27 protein-coding genes are annotated in these 25,421 nt (G+C 43.7%); 26 read left to right on the top strand and 1 reads right to left on the bottom strand.

Annotation, left to right across the window (positions count from 1 at the left end; genetic code table 11):
- Positions 1-164 precede the first annotated feature (164 nt).
- Positions 165-437, top strand: coding sequence for a hypothetical protein (locus GJB59_RS02230; RefSeq protein ID WP_185960130.1), 273 nt, complete (start codon positions 165-167; stop codon positions 435-437).
- On the opposite strand, the gene GJB59_RS02225 is transcribed toward GJB59_RS02230, so the two are convergent.
- Positions 430-669 carry a helix-turn-helix domain-containing protein gene (locus GJB59_RS02225; RefSeq protein ID WP_142830767.1) on the bottom strand — a complete coding sequence of 80 codons (240 nt, stop codon included), beginning with the start codon at positions 667-669 and terminating at the stop codon, positions 430-432. The two genes, GJB59_RS02230 and GJB59_RS02225, sit on opposite strands and share 8 nt — an antisense overlap.
- Before the next feature lie 389 nt (positions 670-1,058).
- Between GJB59_RS02225 and GJB59_RS19375 the strand changes: the two genes are divergently transcribed.
- The 25 genes from GJB59_RS19375 (at position 1,059) to GJB59_RS02100 (ending at position 25,360) form a co-directional block, all read left to right on the top strand.
- Complete coding sequence (locus tag GJB59_RS19375) at positions 1,059-1,550, top strand: helix-turn-helix domain-containing protein (protein WP_142830765.1); 492 nt, start codon at positions 1,059-1,061, stop codon at positions 1,548-1,550.
- A 295-nt stretch (positions 1,551-1,845) separates the two neighbouring features.
- Positions 1,846-2,040, top strand: coding sequence for a hypothetical protein (locus GJB59_RS02215; RefSeq protein WP_142830762.1), 195 nt, complete (start codon positions 1,846-1,848; stop codon positions 2,038-2,040).
- Between the two features lie 19 nt (positions 2,041-2,059).
- Positions 2,060-2,287 carry a hypothetical protein gene (locus GJB59_RS02210; protein ID WP_142830760.1) on the top strand — a complete coding sequence of 76 codons (228 nt, stop codon included), beginning with the start codon at positions 2,060-2,062 and terminating at the stop codon, positions 2,285-2,287.
- 72 nt (positions 2,288-2,359) lie between these two features.
- Complete coding sequence (locus tag GJB59_RS02205) at positions 2,360-3,481, top strand: hypothetical protein (protein ID WP_142830758.1); 1,122 nt, start codon at positions 2,360-2,362, stop codon at positions 3,479-3,481.
- Between the two features lie 45 nt (positions 3,482-3,526).
- Positions 3,527-4,126: a type IV secretory system conjugative DNA transfer family protein gene (locus GJB59_RS02200; protein WP_142830756.1), complete on the top strand. Its 600-nt coding sequence runs from the start codon at positions 3,527-3,529 to the stop codon at positions 4,124-4,126.
- A 735-nt stretch (positions 4,127-4,861) separates the two neighbouring features.
- Positions 4,862-6,688: a group II intron reverse transcriptase/maturase gene (gene ltrA, locus GJB59_RS02195; RefSeq protein ID WP_142830752.1), complete on the top strand. Its 1,827-nt coding sequence runs from the start codon at positions 4,862-4,864 to the stop codon at positions 6,686-6,688.
- A gap of 114 nt (positions 6,689-6,802) precedes the next feature.
- Positions 6,803-8,785: a VirD4-like conjugal transfer protein, CD1115 family gene (locus GJB59_RS02190; protein WP_268951300.1), complete on the top strand. Its 1,983-nt coding sequence runs from the start codon at positions 6,803-6,805 to the stop codon at positions 8,783-8,785.
- Entirely contained in the window at positions 8,782-9,000 is a 219-nt protein-coding gene (locus GJB59_RS02185) for a hypothetical protein (RefSeq protein ID WP_142830748.1), read from the top strand. The genes GJB59_RS02190 and GJB59_RS02185 overlap by 4 nt, the downstream gene beginning before the upstream one ends.
- Positions 9,001-9,041: 41 nt before the next feature.
- Complete coding sequence (locus tag GJB59_RS02180; RefSeq protein WP_142830746.1) at positions 9,042-9,440, top strand: lipoprotein; 399 nt, start codon at positions 9,042-9,044, stop codon at positions 9,438-9,440.
- Between the two features lie 65 nt (positions 9,441-9,505).
- Complete coding sequence (locus GJB59_RS02175) at positions 9,506-12,067, top strand: pLS20_p028 family conjugation system transmembrane protein (protein ID WP_142830744.1); 2,562 nt, start codon at positions 9,506-9,508, stop codon at positions 12,065-12,067.
- 56 nt (positions 12,068-12,123) lie between these two features.
- Positions 12,124-12,417, top strand: a complete 294-nt coding sequence (locus tag GJB59_RS02170) for a DUF5592 family protein (RefSeq protein ID WP_142830742.1) — start codon at positions 12,124-12,126, stop codon at positions 12,415-12,417.
- Between the two features lie 2 nt (positions 12,418-12,419).
- Positions 12,420-13,049 (top strand): TraC-like domain-containing protein, encoded by a 630-nt coding sequence (locus GJB59_RS02165; protein ID WP_142830740.1) that lies wholly within the window; start codon positions 12,420-12,422, stop codon positions 13,047-13,049.
- Positions 13,050-13,060: 11 nt separating this feature from the next.
- Positions 13,061-15,019, top strand: coding sequence for a VirB4 family type IV secretion system protein (locus GJB59_RS02160; RefSeq protein ID WP_142830738.1), 1,959 nt, complete (start codon positions 13,061-13,063; stop codon positions 15,017-15,019).
- Position 15,020: 1 nt separating this feature from the next.
- Complete coding sequence (locus GJB59_RS02155) at positions 15,021-16,142, top strand: lysozyme family protein (RefSeq protein ID WP_236015364.1); 1,122 nt, start codon at positions 15,021-15,023, stop codon at positions 16,140-16,142.
- Between the two features lie 3 nt (positions 16,143-16,145).
- Positions 16,146-16,787: a hypothetical protein gene (locus GJB59_RS02150; RefSeq protein ID WP_142830736.1), complete on the top strand. Its 642-nt coding sequence runs from the start codon at positions 16,146-16,148 to the stop codon at positions 16,785-16,787.
- Positions 16,788-17,633, top strand: a complete 846-nt coding sequence (locus tag GJB59_RS02145; protein ID WP_142830734.1) for a hypothetical protein — start codon at positions 16,788-16,790, stop codon at positions 17,631-17,633.
- A gap of 216 nt (positions 17,634-17,849) precedes the next feature.
- Positions 17,850-18,104, top strand: a complete 255-nt coding sequence (locus GJB59_RS02140) for a hypothetical protein (RefSeq protein ID WP_142830732.1) — start codon at positions 17,850-17,852, stop codon at positions 18,102-18,104.
- Positions 18,094-19,236: a MobP2 family relaxase gene (gene mobP2 / locus GJB59_RS02135; protein WP_142830730.1), complete on the top strand. Its 1,143-nt coding sequence runs from the start codon at positions 18,094-18,096 to the stop codon at positions 19,234-19,236. Before GJB59_RS02140 ends, mobP2 begins: the two co-directional genes overlap by 11 nt.
- A gap of 15 nt (positions 19,237-19,251) precedes the next feature.
- A complete protein-coding gene (locus tag GJB59_RS02130; protein ID WP_142830728.1) occupies positions 19,252-19,707 on the top strand; it encodes a hypothetical protein in 456 nt (151 codons plus the stop codon).
- Positions 19,708-19,726: 19 nt separating this feature from the next.
- Positions 19,727-20,011 (top strand): hypothetical protein, encoded by a 285-nt coding sequence (locus GJB59_RS02125; protein ID WP_142830726.1) that lies wholly within the window; start codon positions 19,727-19,729, stop codon positions 20,009-20,011.
- Positions 20,012-20,044: 33 nt separating this feature from the next.
- Positions 20,045-20,980, top strand: coding sequence for a DUF3991 and TOPRIM domain-containing protein (locus tag GJB59_RS02120; protein ID WP_142830723.1), 936 nt, complete (start codon positions 20,045-20,047; stop codon positions 20,978-20,980).
- Positions 20,981-20,988: 8 nt separating this feature from the next.
- The gene (locus GJB59_RS02115; RefSeq protein WP_142830721.1) at positions 20,989-22,419 is read left to right on the top strand and encodes an ArdC-like ssDNA-binding domain-containing protein; all 1,431 of its coding nucleotides are present in this window, start codon (positions 20,989-20,991) and stop codon (positions 22,417-22,419) included.
- A 225-nt stretch (positions 22,420-22,644) separates the two neighbouring features.
- Positions 22,645-22,974 (top strand): hypothetical protein, encoded by a 330-nt coding sequence (locus GJB59_RS02110; protein ID WP_142830719.1) that lies wholly within the window; start codon positions 22,645-22,647, stop codon positions 22,972-22,974.
- Between the two features lie 297 nt (positions 22,975-23,271).
- The gene (locus tag GJB59_RS02105) at positions 23,272-23,634 is read left to right on the top strand and encodes a YolD-like family protein (RefSeq protein ID WP_142830716.1); all 363 of its coding nucleotides are present in this window, start codon (positions 23,272-23,274) and stop codon (positions 23,632-23,634) included.
- A gap of 256 nt (positions 23,635-23,890) precedes the next feature.
- Positions 23,891-25,360: a HEPN domain-containing protein gene (locus tag GJB59_RS02100; RefSeq protein WP_142830714.1), complete on the top strand. Its 1,470-nt coding sequence runs from the start codon at positions 23,891-23,893 to the stop codon at positions 25,358-25,360.
- Positions 25,361-25,421 lie beyond the last annotated feature (61 nt).

Here is a 25,421-nt window from a genome sequence, read left to right as displayed (position 1 = left end):
GGGGTCGTTAACGAAAAGCGATGTCGAATGACTAATTAATATATGGAGCGTAAGAAACAAGTAAATCAACGCTAAGTCCACTGGTCATACGTTAGGCAAGAATAATTCAAGCGCATCAGATTCAACAGTTTATAAATCTTTACAAAGGAAAGGGGAGGATAATAATGATAATCGTAAACATGAAGGAAAAGTATATGAATATGGATTGGAAGTCGAAGATGTTTCTTTTTCTAGGAATCATTTTGCTTGCAACAACACTCCCTGAAGGATTGATTTTACCCTTGGGAGTGCTGGTTTTAATTACTATTTTTTCGAAAAACTTATTGAAAGGATTTCTTTACATTTTCACGACACTCTTTCGATTATTCACAGGAGTAGTCGTACTGCTGCTGGCTTTTTACGTAATCATGGTCATCGTCGTTTATTTCCTTACTTGATTTCTTCTTTGCCTTCAAACATTTCGTGGTCGAAGAATTCGGATAATGTCATTCCAAAACCGTGGGAAATCTTTTTAATCGTACTGATCCGCGGATACTTAGATCTACCAGCCAAAATTTCAGACATGGTTGATTGTTTTACTCCAGAACGCTTAATCAATTCGTTGGCCGTCCATCCTCTTTCCTTTAATATCTGCTGTATACGTGCGGGTACTGCCTTATCGATTTGCATAAAATACCTCTTCTCATTCCAGAAATCTTTAATACAAGATATTTTACCATCAAAATGCAATCGCTCACAATGGCGCAAATTCTCCTTAAAAATAGCGAATACCAAAAATGATTATAAAGTCATGGTATTAGTCTGTTTATCCCACATTATTATTTTTGGACAAATCAGAATGTAAAAACCCTCCTACTTTCCCCTCTCAAATTCGACATCATTCGACCAAAAAACTGAAAAATTCGTTGCTTAAAAACCCAGAAATAAGATTTTTTTACTTTTTATAATCGGTTTACTGTTTTATTTATCGGTATACCGTTGTTATAATATCGGTTTGCTGATACACTCTAGCTATTCAATCAATATGTTTAATGCAACGGTAAAAAGGAGGGAACGAGATGCCTGTATGGTTTGGCGACTGGATCAAAGAGCAACGGATAGCAATTGGCATATCTCAAACGGAGTTATCTATTAGGACTGGAAACCAGATTCCTCAAAGCACGATTAGTATGTGGGAGCAGCGGAAGCACGAAAATCCTACCGCTCAAAATGTCCGGTTGTTGGTAGAGTCACTTGGAATTCCAATGAGCAACTTCCCTTGGAATCATATCCTATTCAAAGACAAGCACACTGAAGCGAGGTGTAATCAGATGACAGAGCGGTTTCATCTATATGACTTGGCAACAGCCTCCAGCTTGAAAACGTTTGAAGGCAAGACGTACGAACTGAAAGGTGCTGTCGGCGTCGAAAAAGATTCCGGAGAAGTTCGGCACATTGCGGATCTCTACTATCGAACCCGATCGGTGATTTCGGACAAGCGCCTACTGGCCAAACGAAAGAATGCTCACGAAGAACTGTTAAGAGTGAATGGCATTAAAAAAGTAAAATAAGCAATCAGTAGCACGCCATTAAGAACAGTAAGCAACAAAAAGGACAACTTCATAGTGCGTGTCTGTCGCAAATGGCAACTTGCGGTATGGATATACGTCGAGATGGTTTGGCCAGAGTCTCCTAAAACTGGCTGTTGTTCTGTTGCCATATTGTAGTTTTGGGTTATCTAAAAACCCTGTACGTTGCAGCTATAGGCTGCATAGAGTTAGCGAATGAACCTGCTATAAATTCGCCTATCATTACTGTTCTTAATGGTGTGCTACTACCAACCAAAAATGGAAGGCGGTTTTATGAATGGCAGCAACAAAAGAACAAAAGGAACTGAAGACGAATGCAGAGGATCTACTCGCATATAACGGCAAGGATTATGATGAGTGGCTAGAAGAGAAGCATCGTGAAGTGGTTTCCGAAAACATTCCGTTATTGATGAATCTCTTGAAGAAAGAGCGGAAATCCGCAAGTACCGGTTCAGTTTCACATAATTCCTAGAAAAAGAGGAGGGTTTTAAATGGATGGATTAATCGAAACGGGTCTTGCGATTTTGGAGTGGGGTCAAAGGTTAGGGTTGATCGCTGCCGCTATCGCTTTTCTAATTGGAGGATACTTTTTGATTCTTGGTGGTGATCGCGGACGTCCAAAAGCGATTGGATGGTTTATCGGTGCCGCAGTCGGATTGGTCATTGTAATGGGAGCTTATGGGCTTGCAGAAGGCATCGACGGCAACATCAAATTTTAATAGCTATACAAGAAGAAGCCGCTCCGGAATGAGTGGCTTTTTTCTATTAATCGAATAAAGGAGAATGGTTCTATGTTAAAAATACTTTTTGTGGGCGCACCTGCTGACTCCGTACCGAATCATGAAAAACTCGAGTTTAGCCAAGCGGTTGCGCTTACGCACGAACTAGAGCTGACTTACCGCAACGAACAACACGAAGCGGCTGCTGAGTTTTTTGTAATCGGCAAAGATGGCCTGGATCTATACAAAGGCGTATTCAATTTCGGGTCGTATGATTATCCGAATATCTACCACCAAATCAAAGACAAGGCGACGAAGATCCGCGTGGATAAGGAAAAGCAAGGGGACAAACTCTATTTGCTGGAACAGATTGAAAAGTTGACGCCGGAAGAATTCAAGAAGGAAGAGAAGATTGACCGTGCACTGGTAAATGTCGATAAAACCCGCATCTCCAGACTGAAAAAGTGGCAGCGGGTCACAGTTTACTCACTGGCTGCCGTATTAGGAGCGGGACTGTTGTTCCTAGGGGTTTTGTACTTTCTGCAGAAAGCACAGTATGAGCAAGCTCTGGAGGAGGGACGCAGCATAGTCAACGAGCAGGAAGAAACCATCGAAACTTACGAGTACGGTCTTTTGGGAGAAGAAGAGGAGTTCCTTAAATCCCTTGAAACGAAGGCAGACTTGTCTGAGAGTCAAAAACGAATCTTGGCCACTCTTTACTTGGAGAAGGGTGAATTCGAAAAAGCCGTACAGATCATGGAAGATACCGTGTATGTAGAAACACTCATCATGAAGAATCCAGAACTGGACAAAAAAGAAAAAATCAATAAAATTACAGAGTTTAATCAGTTATACCCTACAAACGAAGCACGATTTGACTTGGCTTATTACGAAGCGGATTACGAGTTGATGATGAATCTTCCTTCTATCAATATGACGGTGGAACGTTCTGAAATGAAAACCTACGGACTCCTGAAGCTTGGAAAGATTGAGGAAGCAAAAGCAGAATTAAATAATAACAACAGCGAAGAATTGAAGCAGAAAATCGATTTGCACGGGGTTCTGTCTGCTGAAATCAAGACGCTCGAGGAAAACTTAGCGGAAGCTAATAAGGCCTCTAAAAAGGACGACAAGTCGATTAAAGGCATCAGTGAAGAATTGGAAAAGAAACAAGATGAACTTGCTGCTCTATAAAAGATGGGGTCGTGTTTCACGAGGTCACGAAGGAGGACGCAACGCATGCTCAATGACAACTTTATTTATTACCTAAAAAAGATTGGGATTCCGTTGCTAATACTGGCCATGTCATTCTCAATTTTTTTCTTTTTACTGAATTTCGTCGTCAATCTGTTGGTCGAAGTAGTCCAGAAAACATTTTTCACCGGCAGCATACTTGAACCAGAACCAATCAACCTGACATCGGCTATGATTTATACCTTTCCGCTTATGGCAACAGCAAGTATCATTTATGGCATATTGCTTTTGGTCTCGTTAATAGCGGCTGCTGTGATGGTTTTTAAATACGTCACAAACTATGGCCAAATTAAAAGAGAGCAGAAAGGCAGCGCCCGCTTCACTGCGTTTAAGGAAATCCAGCAACAGTACCGGGATGTTCCGGAAAAAGGGGAGAAGTTCAAAGGGAGCGGCGGTGTGCCGGTGGGCCGGTATAAGAAGCGGATCTTCATCGATGACAGCCCAGTGAACAATATGGTTATCGGAACAACGCGAAGTGGTAAAGGTGAAACATTCGTATTCTCCGCCATCGATATCTACAGCCGCGCAGAGCAGCAAGCCAGCATGATTTTAAACGATCCCAAAGGCGGCGCGACACGTTCCTAAGTAAAAAGCTTAGGCATTGTCGAACATGATAGTTCAGCAATGAACTGTTATTCCGAGAAGTCAAATGATGGGGTAACGCCCTGAAGGGCTTCCTTTAATACTCCGACATGCGTGCCGGTTGGTAAGAACTGAATCGTATGAAGCTCGGTGAAGTCGGTTGAGAGATACCGTAAACTCTTATGAGTACGAAAGTCGTCCAGAGGTGGACGATGTATCCTATAAACCGGAAGTCTAAAAAACACCTATGGTTAGGATGCACGTAACAAACCAGTCGCGAACTGTGGTGAGTGCAGACGAATCCCTGATGGTACGGGTCTATATCGGGAGCAAGTCGAAAGGCTTGCGGACACAACTAGTGTCGCTACTGTGGATGAGTAAGACTCTCCTTTATGAAAGTCCATATATCGTTACAGGCGATATCAAGAGTAGCAGGCTCATAGGGGAAACCTAACGGTGCATGTATAGATAGGAATAACGGAACGTGGTAAGCTGCCAACGCCGAGGACTTACCCTCCAATGAAACGTTTTCAGGGAAAATAGCAGGGAGAATACCTGCGGTATAACCTGGATTTATGGCAGTGAAAGTGGTGGCATAGTACCGACGAAGCGTGTAACGAACGTGGAGGGATGGCCACTAGTCGATTGAAGACTGACTGTTACTCAAAAAGGTTCATACATGGTTTCGAGTAAGACTAAGAGATGTAATTCTCCAGATTAATTAGGAGGTTACAGCCCATGTTAAAGAAAACCAAGTTGCGGCACGCTGAATACTACGACATGCAAAAAGTGTATGACGGACTCTATTCAAACAGCCAAAACGGTAACAACTTTTATAAGCTAACTGAAATTATTGGTTCGGAACAAAATATACGATTGGCATATCGTAATGTGAAAACAAACAAGGGGAGTAAAACCGCAGGGACTGATGGTCTTACCATCAAAGATATCTGGCATTTAAACGATGAACAGATTATTCATGAAGTAAGGCAACGGCTCATAAATTACAAGCCGCAATCGGTTAGAAGGGTGTTTATCCCGAAAGAAGGTTCTGATAAGAAAAGACCGTTAGGTATTCCAGCAATTTGGGATCGGTTGATTCAACAGTGTATCCTGCAAATACTTGAGCCCATTTGCGAAGCGAAATTTCATCCGCACAGTTATGGATTCCGCCCAAATAGAAGCACCCATCATGCTTTCAGCAGGATGGTAAGTCTCGTAAACGTCGGAAGACAACATTACTGCGTGGATATCGACATCAAAGGGTTCTTTGATAATGTCGACCATGGAAAGTTACTTAAACAGCTTTGGACTCTTGGGATTAGGGATAAATCACTTTTGAGCATTATTTCCAAGCTATTGAAGTCTGAAATTCAAGGTGAAGGAATTCCGGATAAAGGAACACCGCAAGGTGGAATCATTTCACCACTTTTGTCCAATATTGTTCTAAACGAGCTGGACTGGTGGATTAGCAACCAATGGGAAACGTATCGTCCTCACCGATCTGCCTCAATTGGCTTCAGACACTATGCAAGGAAATATACCAATCTCAAAACTGGCTACATTGTGCGTTACGCCGATGATTTTAAAATCATGTGCCGGACTTATGAGGAAGCTAAACGTTTCTATCATGCGACGGTTGATTTTCTAAAATCCCGGTTGGGATTAGAAGTGAACGAACAAAAATCCAATGTGGTGAACCTGAAGAAAAATTCTTCGGACTTCTTAGGCTTCAAACTCAAAGTGGTGAAGCAAAACAAATCCAGATTTGGTTATGTTTCCAAAACATCCATGAGTGAGAAGGCTATCTCAAAAACGAAAAGAATTCTAAAGAACCGAATAAAGGAGATACAGCACGAGCCGACATCTGAAGCAGTCCAGCGATTTAATATTACCCTTATTGGAATTCAGAATTACTACCGATATGCCACAACAATTTATATGGATTTAACCGAAGTGAATTACGTGCTCTTAAAATCCATGAAAGCCAGATTCAAAAAGTGCGCTTCAACAATGAAATTTAGTGAAACCAGCACTCTGTTTAAGAAGAAAACCCGCGGAATAAAGCCTGATACGAAAATTTTCCGTGTACAAAATTCCGCCCTTTTGCCGGTTACAGGAGTTCATCACAAAAACCCATGGAACTTCAGCCAACATCTTTGTAACTATACAAAAGAAGGGCGCAGTAAAATACACAAGGGTCTTAAAGCGATTCCAAAAGACGTTCTTGTTCAAGTAATGAACAGCTACTCTAAAAACAAAAGTATTGAATACAATGATAATCGGATTTCAAAGTACGTTGCTCAATATGGAAAGTGCTACGTCACGGGAGAACTGCTTGGAATTGACCGTGTTCATTGCCATCATATAATTCCTTTGGCGAAAAACGGGACCGATCATTATTCCAATTTAGTTATCGTTGATATTTTTGTCCATAGGCTGATTCATCTCAAGAATACGGATAAAATCGCTAAGTACCTGCGGTACTTTTCAATAAACAGGAAACAATTGGAGAAACTAAATTTACTTAGAAGAGCTTCTGGCAACGAACCGATATTAATTTAGCTTAAAACAAGTCAGTTGGAAACGATGGAACGCCGTATGCGCGGAAACGCGCTCGTACGGTGTGAAGTGGGGGAAAAGATGGAGATAGAATCAAAATCTTACCTATCACTATAACTGTATGCCGCTTCTAAAGATACGCTCGAAGGGCTTGGCTATCATGTCGAAGTCCTGAATCTCATGAACCCAATTCAGAGCATGTCCTACAATTTGCTGCAGCTCACGATAGATGCATTCATGGAAGGGAACTATTCGCTCTCGCAACAATACGCCCGCTCCGTGGCCTTCATGCTTTATCATGACCCGAAAGCAAAGGATCCCTTCTGGGCAAACTCGGCGACGGATTTGTGTACCGCGCTGATTCTGGCTCTGTGCGAGCAATGCAAGCAGGAGCGGGAGAAAATCAATATGTACAACGTGGCACTGATGCTCTCGGATTTGGGCACACGGATGGTGATAAATGAAGAGGAAGAGGAAGTCAGTGCCTTGGATGATTTCTTTTCCAAGTTTCCTGAGAATCATCCAGCGAAAATGCAGTATGCGACAATCAACTTCTCGAGCGGACAAACCCGAGCCAGCATCTTAGCTAATGCCAATGCTAAACTCGGTGTCTTCACACTGGATGGAACGGCAAAACTGACATCTCAGAATTCATTCGATATGTCGAAAATCGGATTTTCACGCTGGATCAAAGGCAAGACTGCTCCAGATACACGCATTCATGTAACTTTTTCTAGTAATGAAACGGCAACGATTCGGACGGACGCAGACGGCATGTTCACTCTATTCCATAAGAACCTGCTGCAGGTTGGGGATTCCTTCACGATAAAAGTTGGCAAAGAGGAAACAGTGGTAAATGTCACCGGATTAATTGAGCGGGAGCGGAAAGATGGCGTGATGATTCACGAAGGGCTCCTGGAACACGAAGTAACAAGTGGGAACGTCGAGATTCAAGCAATCATGGAATTCGACAAGCCAACAGCAGTCTTCATGATTGTTCCGGATTACGATGCCACGTTGAATGTCATTGCTTCGCTCTACGTGAAGCAAGTCTATACCAACTTAGCCCGAATCGCTTCGAATTCAGAGGGCGGCAAGTGCCACCGGGAAGTCATCTTTATCTTGGATGAATTCGGGAATATGCCGGCGATTGAAGGCATGGCCAATATCGTCACCGTGTGCCTGGGCAGAAACATTCGTTTTAATTTAGTTATCCAAGCCTACGCACAGCTTGAAAACCTCTATGGCGACGACTGGAAGACCATTGACGGCAACTGCGGTAACACACTCTATCTATTGACTGCAGACGAATCTACGGCTGAATTGATTTCCAAGAAGTTGGGTGATGAAACAATCCTTACGAAGTCCCGCTCCGGCCAAACGATTTCCATGAGCAAATCCAAAACGGAGAGTGTGGATTCCAGGAGGCTGATGACGGCCACCGAAGTCATGGGATTGAAAGAAGGGGAAATGATTGTCATCCGCATCATCAAACGCCAGGACAAGGAACGGAAGCGTATCAAGTCCTATCCGATTTTCTTGACCGGCAAAACCGCAATGAAATACCGCTGGGAATACTTATCGGAGTATTACAATACCGATAAATCGATTAACGACATCGACATCCCGTGTGAACATTCCATGACGGACTTAAACCAGTTGCGAGCTACCTTTAGAGTGAACAATCATTTTGCCGAAGACTTACTGAAAACAAAATTTGAACTTCATGCAAATGAACGGCAGGAAAAGATTTTGCTAGAAAAAGGGCAGGCCGAGAAATCGGCAGACGTCGCTTCGGTTGACCAGAAGAATGGCGAAGATCGGCAGGAAATGCGAAAAGAGGAAATGCGAAAAGAAAAAAAGTTTAATCAGTACGTGAATGAGCATTACAAAGTGGAGCAGCTCTTCAACAGCACATTCCTTAAAAATATTGATGCTGAAAACCCAGGAAAATACATGGATATGGGTATCGTCGACTTTAGAGAATTTATCTTGGCCAATGATCACCGCATTGAAGATAAGTTCTGTTCCGTTATTTTGACAAAAATAAACGGTACGTTAACGAAACTAAAAGAAGAACAGGAGCGTGTAAACGTATGAATGGAAAAATGGAGCAGCTGGACCGTTATTTACTATCCCGTGAAGATCGGTTGGAGGCAGGAGAGGTTTTAACTGTTAAACTTGTAGACGGAATGCTTACTGCCTATAAAGAAGAAGATCCGGAGACCAAAAAGAAAAAAATAGTCACTCTGATTGAAACATTTGATGATCAGTTGGATATTGCGGTTGGCGACTTACTTCAGAATCAGCTATAGGTAATAAGGCATTATAATAACTAATACTTAGGAGTGGTTTTGTGAGAAAAATCGTTGTTTTGTTAGTCACCGTCTTACTGTTGGCAGCTTGCAGTGAAAAGGAATACTTCAAGCAAATTTACATTGGAGACATGAAAGAGTACATGGAAGAAGACAAAGATGGATTTCTGTTAGTTGTGAATGAAAACGATCAAGACTTTCAGGAGTATGTAAAGAATGTAGCAGAGGGCGAAAAAGTTGAAATCGGCATGTACAATTCTTATCTGTCTGAAGAAGGAGCGGAAGAGAGCAATCCTGTCTTGCCGTTCGATGGCTTTGACCGATACAACGAACTTTATTATGTCGAGGACAATGAAGTGAAAGGAAATTTGGATCTGGGCAGTTATGAAGATATGGAGTTGATGGAAGAGATTGAGCACTTTGTGAATCTTCATAATTGATGCGGATGGGTAGATGGTCCATCCAGTCATATAATTTCCGGTGGAGTGATAAGGAGTGAGGTCGTATGAAAGACGCGGAAATTGTAGAAAAGATTGAGGAATTCGGTGAGTTTTTAAGCGTCGGTACCGCAATTAGCGACATGGTGCGCTGGTTGGGTTGGATGTTTATCAAAGGGCTTGCCTTTATAGTAGATGGACTCGAAAATGTGACGGACGAAGTATTGCTCGTCAAACAGTTCTTTCAGAATCCAGAAATTGCGGCGTTCGTTGACACGATACGCCCTTTTTTGTACATTCTTTTAGCGTTCAGCTTGCTCTATGCCGGTTATATGCTGATATTCCAGAAGAAGTTTGATCGCGAAGGCATGGCCATGAACTTGTTTATTGCCTTAATCATCGTCGTAGCTCTGTCCCAAGGAATGGGCAAAGCAAACGAATTTACCGATGAAGCCATTAACGCCATCAATACAACAGAGCTGTACGATGAAGGCGAAGGTTCTTTATCTGACAATATTGTTTCAAGGCAGCTAACAGATTTAGTTGAGTTTGATAAAAGCGATTGGGAAACAACCGACATTGATCCATCCAATACGCTGCCGCTCTCTATGATTAGACATCTTTCCGTTACAGAAAAGCTGGATAAAGAGCGGACTGAATTGGAACTAACACCAGATGGGAGAGAAATAATCGCGCATAAATTAACGTGGTCTGTGAGTGAAAAAGAATTAGTCGAACTGGAAGACAGCACGTTAATGCCATGGACGAATGAATCTTATTACCGCTACGACGTTAATTGGCTCACATTGCTGACAACGTTGGCTGTCATGGCCTTCACGCTTTTCTCAATCGCACACAAACTGGCCAGGCTGTCTTTTGAATTAACATTCAACTACATCCTGGCCTTACTTGTGGCACCGGCAGATATACACGATGGCCAAAAGACCAAGAAAATCATGCAATCGATTCTGAATACATTCCTCGTCATCATCTTGATTTTCCTCTCTATGAAGATTTATATGATCGGTACCGCTTATGTGGCCGCTGAATTGGATGGCTTAGCGTATTTGATTGCTTTAATCGCCTTCTCTGTCGCGGTGATAGACGGACCAAACATCGTGGAGCGGTTATTCGGCATTGATGCGGGCCTTAAAAACGGCTGGGGCGTCTTGGCTGGCGCTTACGCTGGAGGTAAGTTGATTTCCGGCGCAGGCGGAGCAGTCATGAATGGCATGAGCCGCTCCAGTGGTTCCCGTGGTTCTGGCGGCACTGAAGAAGGTGAAGGCCAGGGCGAGAAAGCATCGGGTCGTCAGAATAAGAGTGGGGCGGCTACTGAAAACGCGATGTCACCGAATGCCGACGAAAATAAAGGTGAGGCAGTCGGTGGAATTGCTAACAAAAAAGGAATCAATGCCGGATTGGATGAAAAGAAAGACGGCGATAAAAACGAGCAGGCTCCATCGCCAAATGATGGCATCGAACTTTCGAAAGAGAAAAAAGAAACAGACGGAATATCCGGAAACGGCAGCACCGCTCCTGGAAACGCCACTTCCAACAAAGGGAATTTACCTAGCGGCGAAAAAGGGCAACAGGAGCCCTCACAAGGCACGGGAATATCTGGAGGACATATTCCTTCACCAAATGATTTAGAACACGGCAATTCGGCTGTATCTGAAGGTAGTACGAGACAGGTTGGTTCGAGTGGTTCTGCGCCGTCACCTAATGATGCAGATCGTTCGGGCGGCGGAACATCAGCGGCAATGGCTGCCGGCAGTATCCAAAATGAACGCCTGGAGCAACGGACAACCGGACAAACGGATTACGAGGTCGAAAGCATCAACGAACAAGCAGAAGGCAACACCGCTGTCCGAGACAGTTCGGTTGGAAGTTCCGTTCCGGGTCCGAGTGCTGCAGCAAGTCCGAACGCTGGCAATGCAGCCGCTCCTTCATCAACAGCAGGACAGAGCCGCAATGAAAATAGTGGTGGTCCTTCCGAACGACAGCAAAATACAACGAATGTAAATCGTGCCAGTGGTGATCAAACGATTGATGAGAATGTCATCGTCAATGAAACTTCCGGAAGTGCATCTCAAGGAGCTAGAAATGTCACATCGAATGCGAGTAATCCTTCTGGCGCGGTCAATGAAACTGTTTCTGCGAATGAAGCGCAGAATCCTACACCTCAGACTTCTGGCAATACGAATTCTAATATGAGTGCTCCTTCCGGGCGGCAACAACGCACAACCAATATCAACCGCTCTGGTGGCGAACAAACAATCGATGAGAATGTCATTGTGAATGAAACATCTGGCAATGCAAGACAAGGCGCCACAAATGTCACCACGAACTCGAGCGGCTCTTCAGGAGCGGGTAATTTTAATTCCGAGGCATCAGCTGCTCCGGGAAATTCAACGACATCAAGCAGCGGATCTAGCAGAACGATTAATCAAGACAGTGCTTCCCGTGAGAACATCGTGAATGACACAACCGTCAATCGGAATCATCAGCAAGATACGCAACAAACGAACAGAACGAGCGTGAATGATGTCCGAAGATCGAGAACGCATAACTTGAATCAGCAAGATTCAAACACGTTGGACCGCATCAAGAATTATAGAAGAAATAGATAATTGTTTAGGACTGCACACATCCGTGCGGTCCTTTTTTTATAAAGGAGATGACATCGATGAGGATCTACCAAATCCCGAATGAAATTACGACTGAGCTAAAAATCAACAAAGCGTTATACCTGTTCGACCTTTTTCTAATAATCGGCTTGATTATTTTCCGGATGATTGCCTTGCCTTTCGTGCATTCATCGCTGGTCTGGCCATTTACAGGCTTCATTGTTCTATTCGTACTGTTCTTGATCGTCCGCCCTGCCACTAACCCGCAGAAACGAATGAATCAGGCCATTCTGTACGCGATGGTCCGAAAAAAAGACACATATAGCGCAATTGATTACGAGGAGGGGGAATAAAGATGGCCATGTTTGAAGAAACGAAGAAACGATCGAAATCCAAAAGCCGAACTGCCTTGCTGGATGAGCGGGACATCTCAGCGGAGCGGAAAGCGCACAGCACCAAAAAGAAAGTCCTTTCATCTTTTGCGGACATTGCGCCAATCGTCGACATCACTGATTCCGAGTTCTTTGAAATGCGGAACGGTGAATTCATGGAGATCCTTCAAATTACCAGCAAGGACATCTATTCGTTGAATGAGACGGATAAAGACAATGATATCTATTCACTGGCCCACTTTTTCCAGGCGTATCTGCCCTCTGTTAAGGTGGTCCCGCTCAATACGCCGGTCAATCTGGAGATTCCAAAGCGGCACGTCATGCGCGATATTAGACGAAATCATAATCCGTATTACCTGCCGCACTTGGAAAAGAAATTGAAAGACCTGGAGTTTCTAGAAAACAACCGCACAGACCGCGAGTTCTTCCTATTTATCTACAGCAATGATGAGAAAGCCATGCTGGAGAATAAAGTTCATGCGCGAAAACTGATGGCGCGCAGTAACCCACTCGTTGAACTATCGCTCGTTAAAAAGCTGAGCATCCTGTATCAGCTAGCGAATTTAAACTCTAAACCACTATCTGAAGTATAGGAGGACGCGACATGCTGAATTTTTTAAGCACCATACTGAAACCGAAGAATGACGACGAAGTGAAAGCGGAAAAGGGATTCAATCCCTATCTGCTGTCGAAGATCCAACCACAGGGTGGCATCAAATTCGAGAGCGGCTACGTGAAGACAGGGGATGGGTACGTCTCCTGCATTCATGTCTACAAGTACCAATCCCTGGTCGGTGACTTCTGGCTCGAAGAGTTGATGCGGATTGAACATGCCGTCGTCACACTGGACGTCGCCACGGCTGATCGGAAAGAGATCATCGAATCCATCAACAAATCCATGGCGGAACAAAATACCCGCTATCAAACGGCCAAAGACAACGTGGACCGCATCGATGCCCGAGCCAGTTACGAAGAGCTCGATGGAGTCTATAAGCAGATTACCAAAGGCGAAATCATGAAACGGATTCATCTTCGGGCATACGTGATGGCCAAGACGTTCGAAGAGCTGGAGCAGCGTGTGCGGCATGTGTTGGATGAACTGGAGAGCCTGAACTTCCGAGGCTCGGTCTTGTTGAATGAACAGGATTATCTGTGGTCCGGCATCTTTGCCAGCTACGACAACCAGCTGCAGTTCATCAATAAACGGAAAGGGAAAGAGATTCAAGCCTTGTCGGTTGCTGGCGGGTACCCGTTCCACTACACCAGCCTGACAGACGAACACGGCACCTATTACGGAACGACCGAAACAAACGGCAGCGTCGTCTTTGACCTCTTCCATAAGGATAAGAACCGCAAGTCCTATAATGCCTTGATGGTCGGGAAGATGGGTTCCGGAAAATCTACGCTGTTGAAAAAGACCGTGATGGACCAAGCAAGCAAAGGCAACAAAGTCCGTATCCTGGACGTGACCGGTGAATTCAGAAACTTGATAGAAGAGATGGGGGGCAAGGAGATTGCCTTGGACGGATCCCGCGGCATCATCAACCCGCTCCAAGTATTCAAGACGGTAACGAATGAGGAAGATGGCTCCACAAACGAAACGCAATCCTTTACGCAGCACCTATCGAAAATGAGCGTCTTCTACAACTTCATCAACCCGCAGGCCAATGCAACCGAGAGCACCGAGTTTGAAATTCTGCTTCGCAAACTCTATGTCGAACGGAAGTTGTGGTCTAGAGATCCGGAAGAAATCATTCCGATCACTCAATTCAAAGCAGAGGAGTACCCGACATTTTCAGACCTTCTTTTTCTAGTCCGAGCGGAACTGTACAAAGACTTTGACCAGCAAATCCGGCACGGAAACTTAGCACAAGAGCGGGAGCTGCGCCTGTCGAATATCGAGTTGTCGTTGACGAACCTGGTCGACAACTACGGAAGCATTTTTGATGGTACATCTTCCATTGAAAGCTTCGATGATGAAGGAATCGTGTCGTTCCCGCTTCGGAATCTAACCAACTTGAAATCGGAAATCTACCAAGCTCAGATCTTCAGCATTCTCAATATGTTGTGGGACAGCATGATTTCAGAAGGAGCACCGCAGTTCAATGCCTACAACAAAGAAAAGCTGGCGTTTGAGGACGCATCGAAGTTCCTGGTCCTGATTGATGAAGCTCATCACCTCATCAATACACGGGAAGTTTCACAGCCAGCGGTACTGTACCTGAATAAATTCATGCGGGAGGCCCGGAAGTATTTCGGCGGTCTTTTCTTCGCCTCACACCTTATTTCCGATTTTGTTCCGGACGGTTCCAATAATGAATACGCGGAAAATGTCAAAGCATTATTCGACTTGACCCAATATAAATTCATCGGCCAGCAGGACGCCCAATCCTTATCGGCCATTCAGCATGTATTCAAAGGCCAGCTGACAGATTCGGAGACACGGGTCATTCCGCAATTAGAAACGGGGAAGGTGGTTCTCTCGATTTCTGGAGATAAGAACATTGTCTTTTCAGTCGATGTATCGAAACGGGAACTGGCGATGTTCGGTGGGGGTGCGTAAAATGCCGCAGCCACGTTCAAAGGCTCAACTAGCCAAGACCGCTCTGAAATTAGCGTTAGTGAAATACAATCCGATCGGCTTGCAAGCCAAACTGATCATCGCTGGTTCCGCTCTTGCAATCGTGATTATCTTAATTTTCACAGCAGGCATCTTCTCTATGTTCTCCAGTCCGGATGATGGTTCTTCGGGAGATGGCATCGGTGTCGGCGTCGGTCCGGCATCCGTTTCACCAGAGGTTGCTCAATACCGAGATGCTATTTCGAGTGAACTTGCCAAGTACGATATGGAAGGACAGACCGAGTTGCTACTGGCGCTGATGATGCAGGAATCCGGAGGGAAAGGGAACGATCCGATGCAAGCCAGTGAATCCAAATGCGGGTCTATTGGCTGCATCACCAGTCCCGATGAAAGCATTGCATACGGCGTAAAACATTTCGTTTCTGTCTTTGAAAGCGCCAAGAAAGATGTGAAGCTGACCTTGCAAAGCTATAACTTCGGGAGTGGGTTCATCGATTATGTATTGAAGAATGGCGGCTCCTATACAAAGGAACTGGCCATTTCCTTCTCGCAATTGCAGTACCAGAAATTGAAGCACACAGGACTTTATAAATGCAGTCGTCCGGAAGCGATACAGCACAATGCCTGTTACGGAGATATCGGTTATGTGGAAGCAGTACTGAGGTATTTGCCATCTGCCAGCGCCGGAAGTTCAGAAATGATTGCGGGAGACATGGCCGCTCCTGTCAGCAATGCCATGCGCGTCACTTCCAATTACGGCTGGCGGAACATCGGAGCAGGACCGGAACATCACGACGGCATCGACTTAGGCTGCAGCGAGGCTGATTCCATCCACTCGGTGAAAGATGGCACCATCGTCTATGCCGGCACGTATGGCGGATATGGGAATGTCGTCACCATTCAACACGCAGCCAATTCATTCTCTACCTACGCCCATCTAAGCCGAATCAGTGTTCAGGTAAACCAAAAGGTCGAGGGTGGCAATCAAGTCGGAATGTGCGGCAATACCGGACGTTCCTTCGGTTCGCATCTACACTTTGAAATCAAAACCCAGATGTGGGGCGGCTATATGGATCCCGCTCCTTTCTTATTCAAGGAGGCCTGACGAATGCAATTTACAACAAAATCATTGCTCATTCTTCTCTCTTTTCTTCTAGCCATCTCATTGGCCGCTAATGTCTATAGCTTCACTTTAGATGACTCCATGGACCGAGGAGACATTGATACAACAAAGAAGACGGAAGCGCAATACGAAAATGAGTTAGTAGAAAAAGAGGATGCAATTGCATCACTCCAGGAAGAACTGGAGGCAAAAGAAGCAGTCGCTCCAGCCGAGGCAGAAGAAACAAATCAACCTGCTCCAGAGACTGGAACGGAATCCGATGAACTCGTCAATACCGCTCAGCGATTTATTGAATACGCGTTCGAAAGTGATCCTGAGTCGTATGCAACACGAAAGAAATTGGCGCTCAACTACATGACTGAGAGCCTGTATGAAACTTTGTATCCTGCTGACGGGATGGATGGAGAACAGCAGAAAATAGCGGTTGAAATCAAAGAGGTAACTGTTTTTGCGGATGGCCAGAGCGGAAATGAAGCGATTGTTCATTACACCTACAGCGAAGAAATCCTTGCTTCCGGATACGCAGAAGAAAAGGAAATGTATGCAAAACTAGTGTTTACAGCAGAAGGAAATCTCTTGAAAGTATCTGATATTCAGCCGCTTGAAAATGAATACGGGGGGATCTAGATGGCGAAAAAGAAGAAAAAGAATCTAAAGCTCAACATGTCGAATCTATATATCGCGGTAGCTTTTCTGTTCATCCTGGGCTTCGGATTTTTCGGAATCTCAAAGCTGTTTATGGCTGAAGACATTCCGATCAACCAGACCGAACTGAACGAAGAATTTGATTTGCGGGCAAACGGAAAATTCACTATAAAAGAATGGGCATACGATAAAGAACAAAACATGATGGAGGTCACGCTGGTGACAAACGGCATGGAAGATTACATGACCAAGTTGGATTTCACTGCGGTCAGCAGAGAAAAACTGTCTGCCGAGCTGCCGACAGAAATCGTTTATGACGAAAGTGATATCTACATCATTCACATCAAAGACGTTCCGAAAGAGTTCAATCAAATTGCCCTTCGGTTCACTAAAGGCGAAAAGAGTTACGATGAGTTGTTTGCTGAAGGTGAATCGGATGAAGAGGAAAACAGCGTGATCTCCACCATCTACACGGATCAACGAGTGGTCAAAGAAGAAGCGATACCTGACCGGAACTTTACCGAATATGCGCTTGAAATTAACGATGAACTAATCGGTGAAGCGGAGCGGGACATCGAAGAGCTGGAAGAAAAAAGCCGGATGATGGACGATGTCATTGCGGAGATTCGTACAGAGATTGAACAGCTGCAGTCGGACCTTTTGTATCAAACTGTGGATGAACAAGTCGAGACCAATAACGATGTTTTCCAGTTGGAGAAGCGCATTGAAGACTATGAGCGGGACCAACAAACGATCAGCGACGATGCCAAAAATATTCGCGCAAAAGTGGAGCGCTTGAAACAAAAACAATACGATTTGAATATTTAACGGTCAATTCTAAGGGCTTCCATATGGAGGCAAACGGCTATTTTAAGGGCTTCCATATGGAAGCCTTAAGATGTTTTTAGTGATATCATCTCAAACCCAGGCTCCGCCTGGTCTATCACGGAAAGTGATAGCAGATTTCCCTTATGCTCTTTCCTCTCTTTTTCTAGGTCTGGGTTTAGCAAGGGTCACGGACAACACACCACAGGAGGGAACTTCATGGACGTTTTAATTCGCGGTGTTGATCCGCACGCAATGAAAAAAATCGATGAGTGGGCGAAGAAAAAGAATCTCTCACGGCAATCCTATCTGAAAGAATTGATTGAAAAGGCAACGCTGCTTGAACTCGTTTCGCAAGCTGACCACAGTATCGAAAAACAATTGCAAGTCAATACGTTGTTTATGGAAAAGACCTCGGACAGTGTGAATGAATTGGTGGATTTGTTGAAGGAGCTGATGGTTGATGACGAGTAGTCCTGCAATTGTGGTCAAGTCGAAGTTTATTTCCGGAAGTGGTGGAAAAACTTCTTTCAATGATTATTTAAACTACATGGATCGTGCCGAGACTCACGACAAAGCAAATGAGTTTGAAAAGTACCAGGACTACATGAGCAATGAAGAGAAGTCCACCGGGCTGTTCACGTTGAATCACGACGGCCTTTCCGACAAAGAGAAGCTGTACTTCAAAGAAAAGTTTCAGGAAGCACAGGAGAGCGGCAGTGTCTTGTGGCAGGACGTCATCTCGTTTGATAACGATTGGCTGAAAGAGAGCGGCGTATTGGAAGGCAAGAACATCGACAATAAACAAATACAAGACGCAACCCGCTCCGCAGTCCAGGACATGTTGAAGAAGGAAGGCATGATAGATTCGGCCATCTGGACAGGCGCCATCCATTACAACACGGAAAACATTCACGTCCACGTTGCCATCGTGCAGACGAAAGATTTTAAAGAGCGAGGCAAACGAAAACAAGCTTCTATTGATTCGATGAAATCAAAAGTGGCCAACAAGATAACAGACCGCTCTAGGCATAATGAAAAGCTCAATGAATTTATTCGAGAGCGAGTCATTTCTTCCAAGCGTGACGATCCGTTCCTCAGTCTGAAGAATCAAGTCATGAACCGCGAGTTCCTCCGGCAGTTTAAAAAGATTCACAAGCAGTTGCCGGATGACAAACGGATGTGGCGCTATAACATGAACGCCATTCAAGAAGTCCGGCCGGAAATAGACAAGCTCACTACGCTATACATCGAAAAGAATTTCAAAGAAGAATTCAAAGACTTCCAGAAGCAGCTGGACAAAGAAGTGGACGTTCATAAACGGATGTATGGTAACTCGGCCAATTCAGAGCGGTACCGTGAAACCAAGATGACGGATTTGTATACACGCATGGGCAATACCATTCTCAAAGAAGTGAGCGAATACGATTGGAAACAAAAAGAGTTTTCGAGAAAAAACGGCAAGAAGCCGAGCAAGTTGATTGTTCAGCGCGATCTCAACAAGGCCGTCTATTTGGTCAATCGTTTTGCCAAAGATGATTTGGAAACAAGCAAAAACCAAAAGGCTTACGAAGAATTGCAGCAGGAGAAGGAATATGAAAGATAGAAGGAAGGCGAAGGCATGGACGAACAATATGAACACTCAAAAAGACAACATCGTTACCGCATTGATGAAGATGTACATCAGTACTTAAAGGATTACGCCATCAAAAACGAACTGCCGCGAGATAGCAGTTCCCGGGCTTTAGAATTGGTTATCCGAGAGCACAAGCAGCTGACCTCTGAAAAGGTCAATACGAATATCCTGGCACAGATCGTTTCGCAAAACGTGACGGATTCTGTCAGTGAATTGATTGAGGCGGGCGTGGCAAAAGAAGTAAACAAGATTCGTTTAGGCACCAACAATACCGACCGCAACACACAGAAACTCATTGAGCTGGTCCAAGGACTTCTGCAGCTACAGAACATCGATCACATCATGACGACGGACATGAACGCGCCTCCGTTCTTGAAACAGGTGGATGAGTTGATTGAGTCGCGAATCACCGAACAGAAGCAGCGGAAAGACAATCAATAGAAAGAAGGAGCGGATAAGGATGGCAGTATTCAGTCACAATTACACACTGGGTTTGATTAAGGAAGTCGGGGAAGAAGATGTATTGGTTTCGGTGAATGGAGAAGACATTGAAATAGAATTGAAGGAGACGGACCGCGAAGTGCTACTCCAAATGGTGACGGAGAATGTCTTCCTGGTGCCAATTGATTCGGACACAAACGAACTTATTTTGAACATGGATGAGTCAGCAGTACTTGAAGAGTTTCCGGAAATGGATTTAACGGAACTGATTGGAGCGGCTGAAGAATTCGATGAAGAAGAGTAATCTTTTTTCTAGTAATCAAAAGGAGTGATTGGGGTGGGTGATCGAGTGGACAAAGAAGAAGTTCGAAAAGCCAATGACGTTCATGTACTGGATTATTTGCACGCAAAAGGCGAGAGCTTGGAGCGGCAGGGACATTACTACCGGCATCCCGAACACGATTCCCTTGTCATTAAAGACAGCGGGCATTGGTACTGGAACAGTCGAAGCAAGGGCGGCTATGGTGCCATCAGCTTTGCCCGTGAGTATAACGACATGACATTCCAGGATGCAGTTCGGGATGTGAATGCGCAAGATTCTTCCAAGACTTTTTCTAGAGAATCCGAGCGGCACACAACAAAAGAATTTGAATACCCGCTCTATCACGAAGTTGAAAAGCAGGAGAATATTTCAACGTATTTAATCAATGAGCGGAAACTGGATCCGAAAATTGTCTCCGCTCTGATACGCAAAGATTTATTGGCTGAGGATAAATTAAAGAATGGCATTTTTAAATGGCGAGACTCCGAAGGGAAAATTGTAGGGGGCGACAAACAGGGAACGCTGAAGATGGATAACAAGCGCAAGACCTTCAAGCAAATCATGGCCAACAGCAAACAGGACGGCGGATTCCGAGTGGACATCGGCTCACCCAACAAAATTGCGATATTTGAAAGCCCGATCGACGCGCTCAGTTATTTCGAGTTGAAACGGCCTGAACATATCCGTTTGCTGTCAATGTCCGGGCTGAAAGACCAAACCGCGACAGCAGGTGTCAGAGACTTGATCAAGGACTGCAAGGAACGCGGAGCGGTCGTGGAACAGGTCATCTTTGCGGTCGACAACGATGCAGCCGGTCAGCAGTTCGTGGAGCGCTGGTCTAATTATCTAACTAATTTCGAAGTTGACAAGCCGAAGAATAAGGACTGGAACATGGATTTAGTCGAAGCGAAAAGATTCACGAAAGAGAAGGCAGTCGAAATAGAAAGGTGATGGTCTGAATGGCATTCAAAGGCAAAACAAAAACTCCGGAAGAAAAGATGAAAGAGATTGAAGAGCTGACATCCGGTATGGATCAGCAAATCGACTCCTATTTTGTTTCTGAAAAAGCGATGAGGGAACACTTGGCATTCATGGCCAACTTCCACAATTACTCGCAGCGCAATATGACCTTAATCGATAAGCAATTCATGGGAGCCCAAGCTGTGGGCTCCTTTAATTTTTGGAAAAGCAAGGGAGCGGCTGTTCGAAAAGGCGAGAAAGGAATTAAGATACTCGTCCCGACGCCGGTCCAATTTTTCAAGAAGAACGGCATCGATGTTCCCGTATCGTCTGCAACTAAGCAGGAAAAAGAATTGATTGAGAGGAAGCAGCTGGACACGTCCCAAAAAACCTTCTTCAAAATCGGTCACGTCTTCGAATACACGCAGACCAATGCCCGTGAATTGAATCTGTCGGTCTCTGAACTTTTCGGCAAGTACCATCGGGACGGCAGTCTTGAAAGCAGCAAAGAAATGACGGTCGCATTGAATAAAATCGCCCATAAACTAGATTTCACCATTGTGGACGAATCGCCATTCGAACTCGGGACAGCCAAAGGGGCTGCCGCTCCCACTGAAAAGATCATCGCCTTGAACCCGCGGAATACGGAATTCGAAAATGTGTCGGTGCTGATCCATGAACTGGCGCATGCGAAGATGCACACGCCGGAGAGAGCCAAGGAATTGTCGACGAACGAAAAGGAGTTCCAGGCCGAAATGGTTTCCTATGTGGTGGCCAACCGGTACGGCATCGATACGGAAGAATTCACGCTTTCGTACTTGGCCAACTGGACGCAGGGTAGTGAATTGAAGGACAAGGAGCGGATGCTGAAGGAAGTCCAGAACACGGCCAGCGAGTTTATCGACGAAATCGACTCGCACTTTGACCAAGTAAAAGAGAAGGAGCTGCAGCAAAGCAAAGCGGATGATATTTCTTACAATCTCACGGATCAGGCACTGAAGGCCCACGCGTCTCATTCCGGACAGGAATTGGACAACAAAGAGCCCGCTATGTTTATCCATGGCATCAGCAGCGAGTTTAAGCCATTCGGGGAATTGAATAACTTAGACTTCGATCAATACAAGCAAGAGCAGACAGCCTATACCGTAGCCATTCCAAAAGACAGCGGTCTTACGCTCGTCATCAGTTCCCAATACGAAAAAGGGGAATACATTCACCCGCTCCATCAACTGGATAAAGAGCAGCTGGTGGACAAGGAGACATACACAACATTGGAAAACGGGTATCATGATGTCCTGCTAAAACACGACGAGGACTACATCCAATCGTTCGCCGCTCGGTTGAGGACGGAAATCCATCAAGAAAAGGCTCCGGCAGCAGAAAAGAAAAAGCAGAATCCCAAAACAAATACAGTTGAAATCGAAAGGTGAGAACAAAAAAACAAGAAGGGAATTGTCAGAGCCACCAGCAGAAAAATGACCAATCAAAATGATAATATAAAAATTAATGGAAAGAAACTAGAAGGAGAGGGTGACTTCTTTCTCACTTTCTATTTTCCCTTTCCTTTTAAAAGAAGATTCAGAACTTTAGCTATTGCTTTCGAGCGGCTTCCGCTATACTGATTAAAAACCAATTTTTGGAGAATGGGGAACGACATGAAGTATTTACCGACCGTCAGCCGAGCGAAAGAAGAGATCGAACATTTACAGGACTATGTGTTGCTTGCCGAAACGTATCACGCAAACACGCTGGAGAAACAAATCATTAAGCTGTATGCCTATACCGGCAGTATTCAAAAAGTGACCGCACAACTCAACGAAGAGCGAGAAGCTCAACATTTACCGCTGATTGACGCCGCCTTTGTGTCCCATACCATCCAAAGCAAACCAAAAGATTTGTTGCACAAGCTGCTCCGAACCAATTACTTACAAAAGACGAAGCATATCCGAAAAACACCGGCTGAAAGAGGTCAATATAGTTATTGATGCATTTTAAGCGTCAGTAAGAGGAGCGGGGCATAAGATAAGTTATTAAAAAAGCCAGAGCCACTAAGCTACCCCTTTCTTCGGCTTTAACTTCCTGGCTTTATGAAAATACAATTAATTTGATAGAACACTCAAAGCGGAAGTATTGGCCTTAATCGAAAAGTGGACGAACAATCTTTGTGCTAACCCTCATCCTAAACTGGATGAGGGTCTTTTTATTTGGCGAAAAAGATTGAATGCCTAAATTCAGTGGTATATTAAGAACGTATGTTCTTATAAATTTAGGGGGTGGTCAACATGAAGGTAAATAAACACCTGAAAGTACAAGGCGAAATCAAAGACCGGGGAGTGATCAAGTGGCAGGGAATGATGTTGACTGAACATGTGGAACTGATTCGTGCTTGGTACGAAGAGGACAAATACGATGCAAAGCCAGACTTGGATGAATCGGACCTGCAACTATTGCAGGAAGAGCTTGTATTGGCTGCGCAACGGAAGTGCCAGGTGAAAATGAAATCGTGGAAAGAAAAGAAGTTTCATTACCACATCGGGGTTATTCAGGAATTAGATCGACATAGCCGTTCCATCATCTACCAAAATCCTTCTGGCCTACACCGGCTACTAATGGAAGAATTGGTGAGCGTCTGGTTAATTGAATGAAAAATGTTTTTTTGAGCAGGTGCATATATTGGAAAGAGGTTCAGTCTTGCTCTGGTCCAAATAGTCCAATAAGGGGGTTCTATCGCTAAAGTAGAAGAATGGCCGCAGTTATTTAGATAACTGCGGCCATTTTGTTCGTAAAAGTGTACTTTTACGAACGGATTAGTTATCAAAATTATGGTTATCGACAAAAAAGAGAGAGAATAGTGAAACACATATAAGAGGGAAATAATGTTATGATTTTTCAAGGAGTACAATGGAAGTTACAGGAAAAGAGAGGTACTTTAATGGAAAAAACAAAAATCCAATATTATTTAATTTACTATATCCTGTGATTTTGGATGGGATAAAAAAAGCAGTTGCTGTCTCTAAAGAACAATTATTCTATAGACCAAGTTATTTTGATTATCCAGAAATAAAATATTGGCCAAATGGGTTACCTAACATCTCTAAAACTACTTTTGGAAATAGTCCATTGGTCAAATATGAAGCTTATTTTGAAAGTTATAGTAAGGAAACATTACCTAAAATAATTTTGGAAGAATTAAGTGGATACAAAGAAGTTCATAGCTATTTATGTGAAAATGAAGATTACAAAAGAATATATGCCTATCCTGGAAAAGAAGAAGAATGGGAATTCGATATAAAGTTAATTGAAGTTAATATAAATACTCACATCAAAGGAATTGTTGCTAAAGCTCTGCATACTTGGGGAGAAGATGTTTCTTTAAGTGAAGAAGACTTCCTAGAGGTTTATTTGCCGATTGAAAATAGTATTTATTCTAAAGAGCTTCCAGTAGCTTTTTTTATACCTATATTGTTTTTAAATTTTGATATTGATTCTTTTCAATTCAGCGATTCCATTTCATTAGTAAAGATGGATGAAAATGATCATTTATCGAGAATCGGTGTAACTACGTATTCTGAAAGTATTTCTGACACTGTGTTAAGTGCAGCGACTCATGCCTTGGTTATTGAGGGTTATAAAATGACGAATGGTAACAAATACTTAACCTCAAACAGTTTAAGTAATATAAATTCCTTTCCGTTAGAAGAAATTAATTACTTCTTTAACGCTCTTAGAATAGTAATTGAACACCCGACTGGATACGCTCAAGTCTTGTCTAAACCAATCAATTGGACTTATGCTTATAAATCAGACCTGATAGCATTTCATGGAGCTTCAACTAGAGCATATCCCTATGAATTTAATCAACATTACTGGTTAGAACCTAGTATTCCTGTTGTTTCCATTGAAGAATTGAAGAGTATAGCTACAATATATACAGGCTTGAAAGGCCAAGAGAATAAAAAAATTCAGTTGGCCTGTAAAAGGCTAGAAAGCTGTTTTCTAAGAAAAGATGAACGAGACATCATTATTGATGCAGTCATAGGCTTAGAAACTTTATTAAGTGATTATGATAAAGGAGAACTTACACATAAATTATCCATGAGAATTTCATTTTTATTGCAAATGTCTTCATTAAACCAAAGTAAACTTGATATTTTTAAAAATATGAAACATATTTATTCCTATAGGTCCATGATAGTCCATGGTGATGCAAAGGCGGAAAATAAAAAGGTGATAAAGCGTGATAACCAGGAGCCTGTATCAACTGCTGATCTAGCTGTTACGTACCTCAAAGAATGTATAATGATTATGATAAACAATGCAGAATATCTTAATGCTAAAATGATTGACGAAAAAATTATATTATCCAACTAATAAATAAAAAAGAAGGACAAGATATGATCCGCGCCCCATTTAGTGGACAGTTTATAAAAAA

The sequence above is a fragment of the Planococcus soli genome (assembly GCF_016881065.1).
GTDB classification, from domain to species: Bacteria; Bacillota; Bacilli; order Bacillales_A; family Planococcaceae; genus Planococcus; species Planococcus soli.
This window is presented reverse-complemented; position numbering and strand designations above follow the sequence as displayed.

Excerpts from the sequence above, each read along its gene's own strand:
- GJB59_RS02230 (WP_185960130.1), top strand. The coding sequence starts at position 165 with ATGATAATCGTAAACATGAAGGAAAAGTATATGAATATGGATTGGAAG.
- GJB59_RS02225 (WP_142830767.1), bottom strand. The coding sequence starts at position 669 with ATGCAAATCGATAAGGCAGTACCCGCACGTATACAGCAGATATTAAAG.
- GJB59_RS19375 (WP_142830765.1), top strand. The coding sequence starts at position 1,059 with ATGCCTGTATGGTTTGGCGACTGGATCAAAGAGCAACGGATAGCAATT.
- GJB59_RS02215 (WP_142830762.1), top strand. The coding sequence starts at position 1,846 with ATGGCAGCAACAAAAGAACAAAAGGAACTGAAGACGAATGCAGAGGAT.
- GJB59_RS02210 (WP_142830760.1), top strand. The coding sequence starts at position 2,060 with ATGGATGGATTAATCGAAACGGGTCTTGCGATTTTGGAGTGGGGTCAA.
- GJB59_RS02205 (WP_142830758.1), top strand. The coding sequence starts at position 2,360 with ATGTTAAAAATACTTTTTGTGGGCGCACCTGCTGACTCCGTACCGAAT.
- GJB59_RS02200 (WP_142830756.1), top strand. The coding sequence starts at position 3,527 with ATGCTCAATGACAACTTTATTTATTACCTAAAAAAGATTGGGATTCCG.
- ltrA (WP_142830752.1), top strand. The coding sequence starts at position 4,862 with ATGTTAAAGAAAACCAAGTTGCGGCACGCTGAATACTACGACATGCAA.
- GJB59_RS02185 (WP_142830748.1), top strand. The coding sequence starts at position 8,782 with ATGAATGGAAAAATGGAGCAGCTGGACCGTTATTTACTATCCCGTGAA.
- GJB59_RS02175 (WP_142830744.1), top strand. The coding sequence starts at position 9,506 with ATGAAAGACGCGGAAATTGTAGAAAAGATTGAGGAATTCGGTGAGTTT.
- GJB59_RS02170 (WP_142830742.1), top strand. The coding sequence starts at position 12,124 with ATGAGGATCTACCAAATCCCGAATGAAATTACGACTGAGCTAAAAATC.
- GJB59_RS02165 (WP_142830740.1), top strand. The coding sequence starts at position 12,420 with ATGGCCATGTTTGAAGAAACGAAGAAACGATCGAAATCCAAAAGCCGA.
- GJB59_RS02160 (WP_142830738.1), top strand. The coding sequence starts at position 13,061 with ATGCTGAATTTTTTAAGCACCATACTGAAACCGAAGAATGACGACGAA.
- GJB59_RS02155 (WP_236015364.1), top strand. The coding sequence starts at position 15,021 with ATGCCGCAGCCACGTTCAAAGGCTCAACTAGCCAAGACCGCTCTGAAA.
- GJB59_RS02150 (WP_142830736.1), top strand. The coding sequence starts at position 16,146 with ATGCAATTTACAACAAAATCATTGCTCATTCTTCTCTCTTTTCTTCTA.
- GJB59_RS02145 (WP_142830734.1), top strand. The coding sequence starts at position 16,788 with ATGGCGAAAAAGAAGAAAAAGAATCTAAAGCTCAACATGTCGAATCTA.
- GJB59_RS02140 (WP_142830732.1), top strand. The coding sequence starts at position 17,850 with ATGGACGTTTTAATTCGCGGTGTTGATCCGCACGCAATGAAAAAAATC.
- mobP2 (WP_142830730.1), top strand. The coding sequence starts at position 18,094 with ATGACGAGTAGTCCTGCAATTGTGGTCAAGTCGAAGTTTATTTCCGGA.
- GJB59_RS02130 (WP_142830728.1), top strand. The coding sequence starts at position 19,252 with ATGGACGAACAATATGAACACTCAAAAAGACAACATCGTTACCGCATT.
- GJB59_RS02125 (WP_142830726.1), top strand. The coding sequence starts at position 19,727 with ATGGCAGTATTCAGTCACAATTACACACTGGGTTTGATTAAGGAAGTC.
- GJB59_RS02115 (WP_142830721.1), top strand. The coding sequence starts at position 20,989 with ATGGCATTCAAAGGCAAAACAAAAACTCCGGAAGAAAAGATGAAAGAG.
- GJB59_RS02110 (WP_142830719.1), top strand. The coding sequence starts at position 22,645 with ATGAAGTATTTACCGACCGTCAGCCGAGCGAAAGAAGAGATCGAACAT.
- GJB59_RS02105 (WP_142830716.1), top strand. The coding sequence starts at position 23,272 with ATGAAGGTAAATAAACACCTGAAAGTACAAGGCGAAATCAAAGACCGG.
- GJB59_RS02100 (WP_142830714.1), top strand. The coding sequence starts at position 23,891 with ATGGAAGTTACAGGAAAAGAGAGGTACTTTAATGGAAAAAACAAAAAT.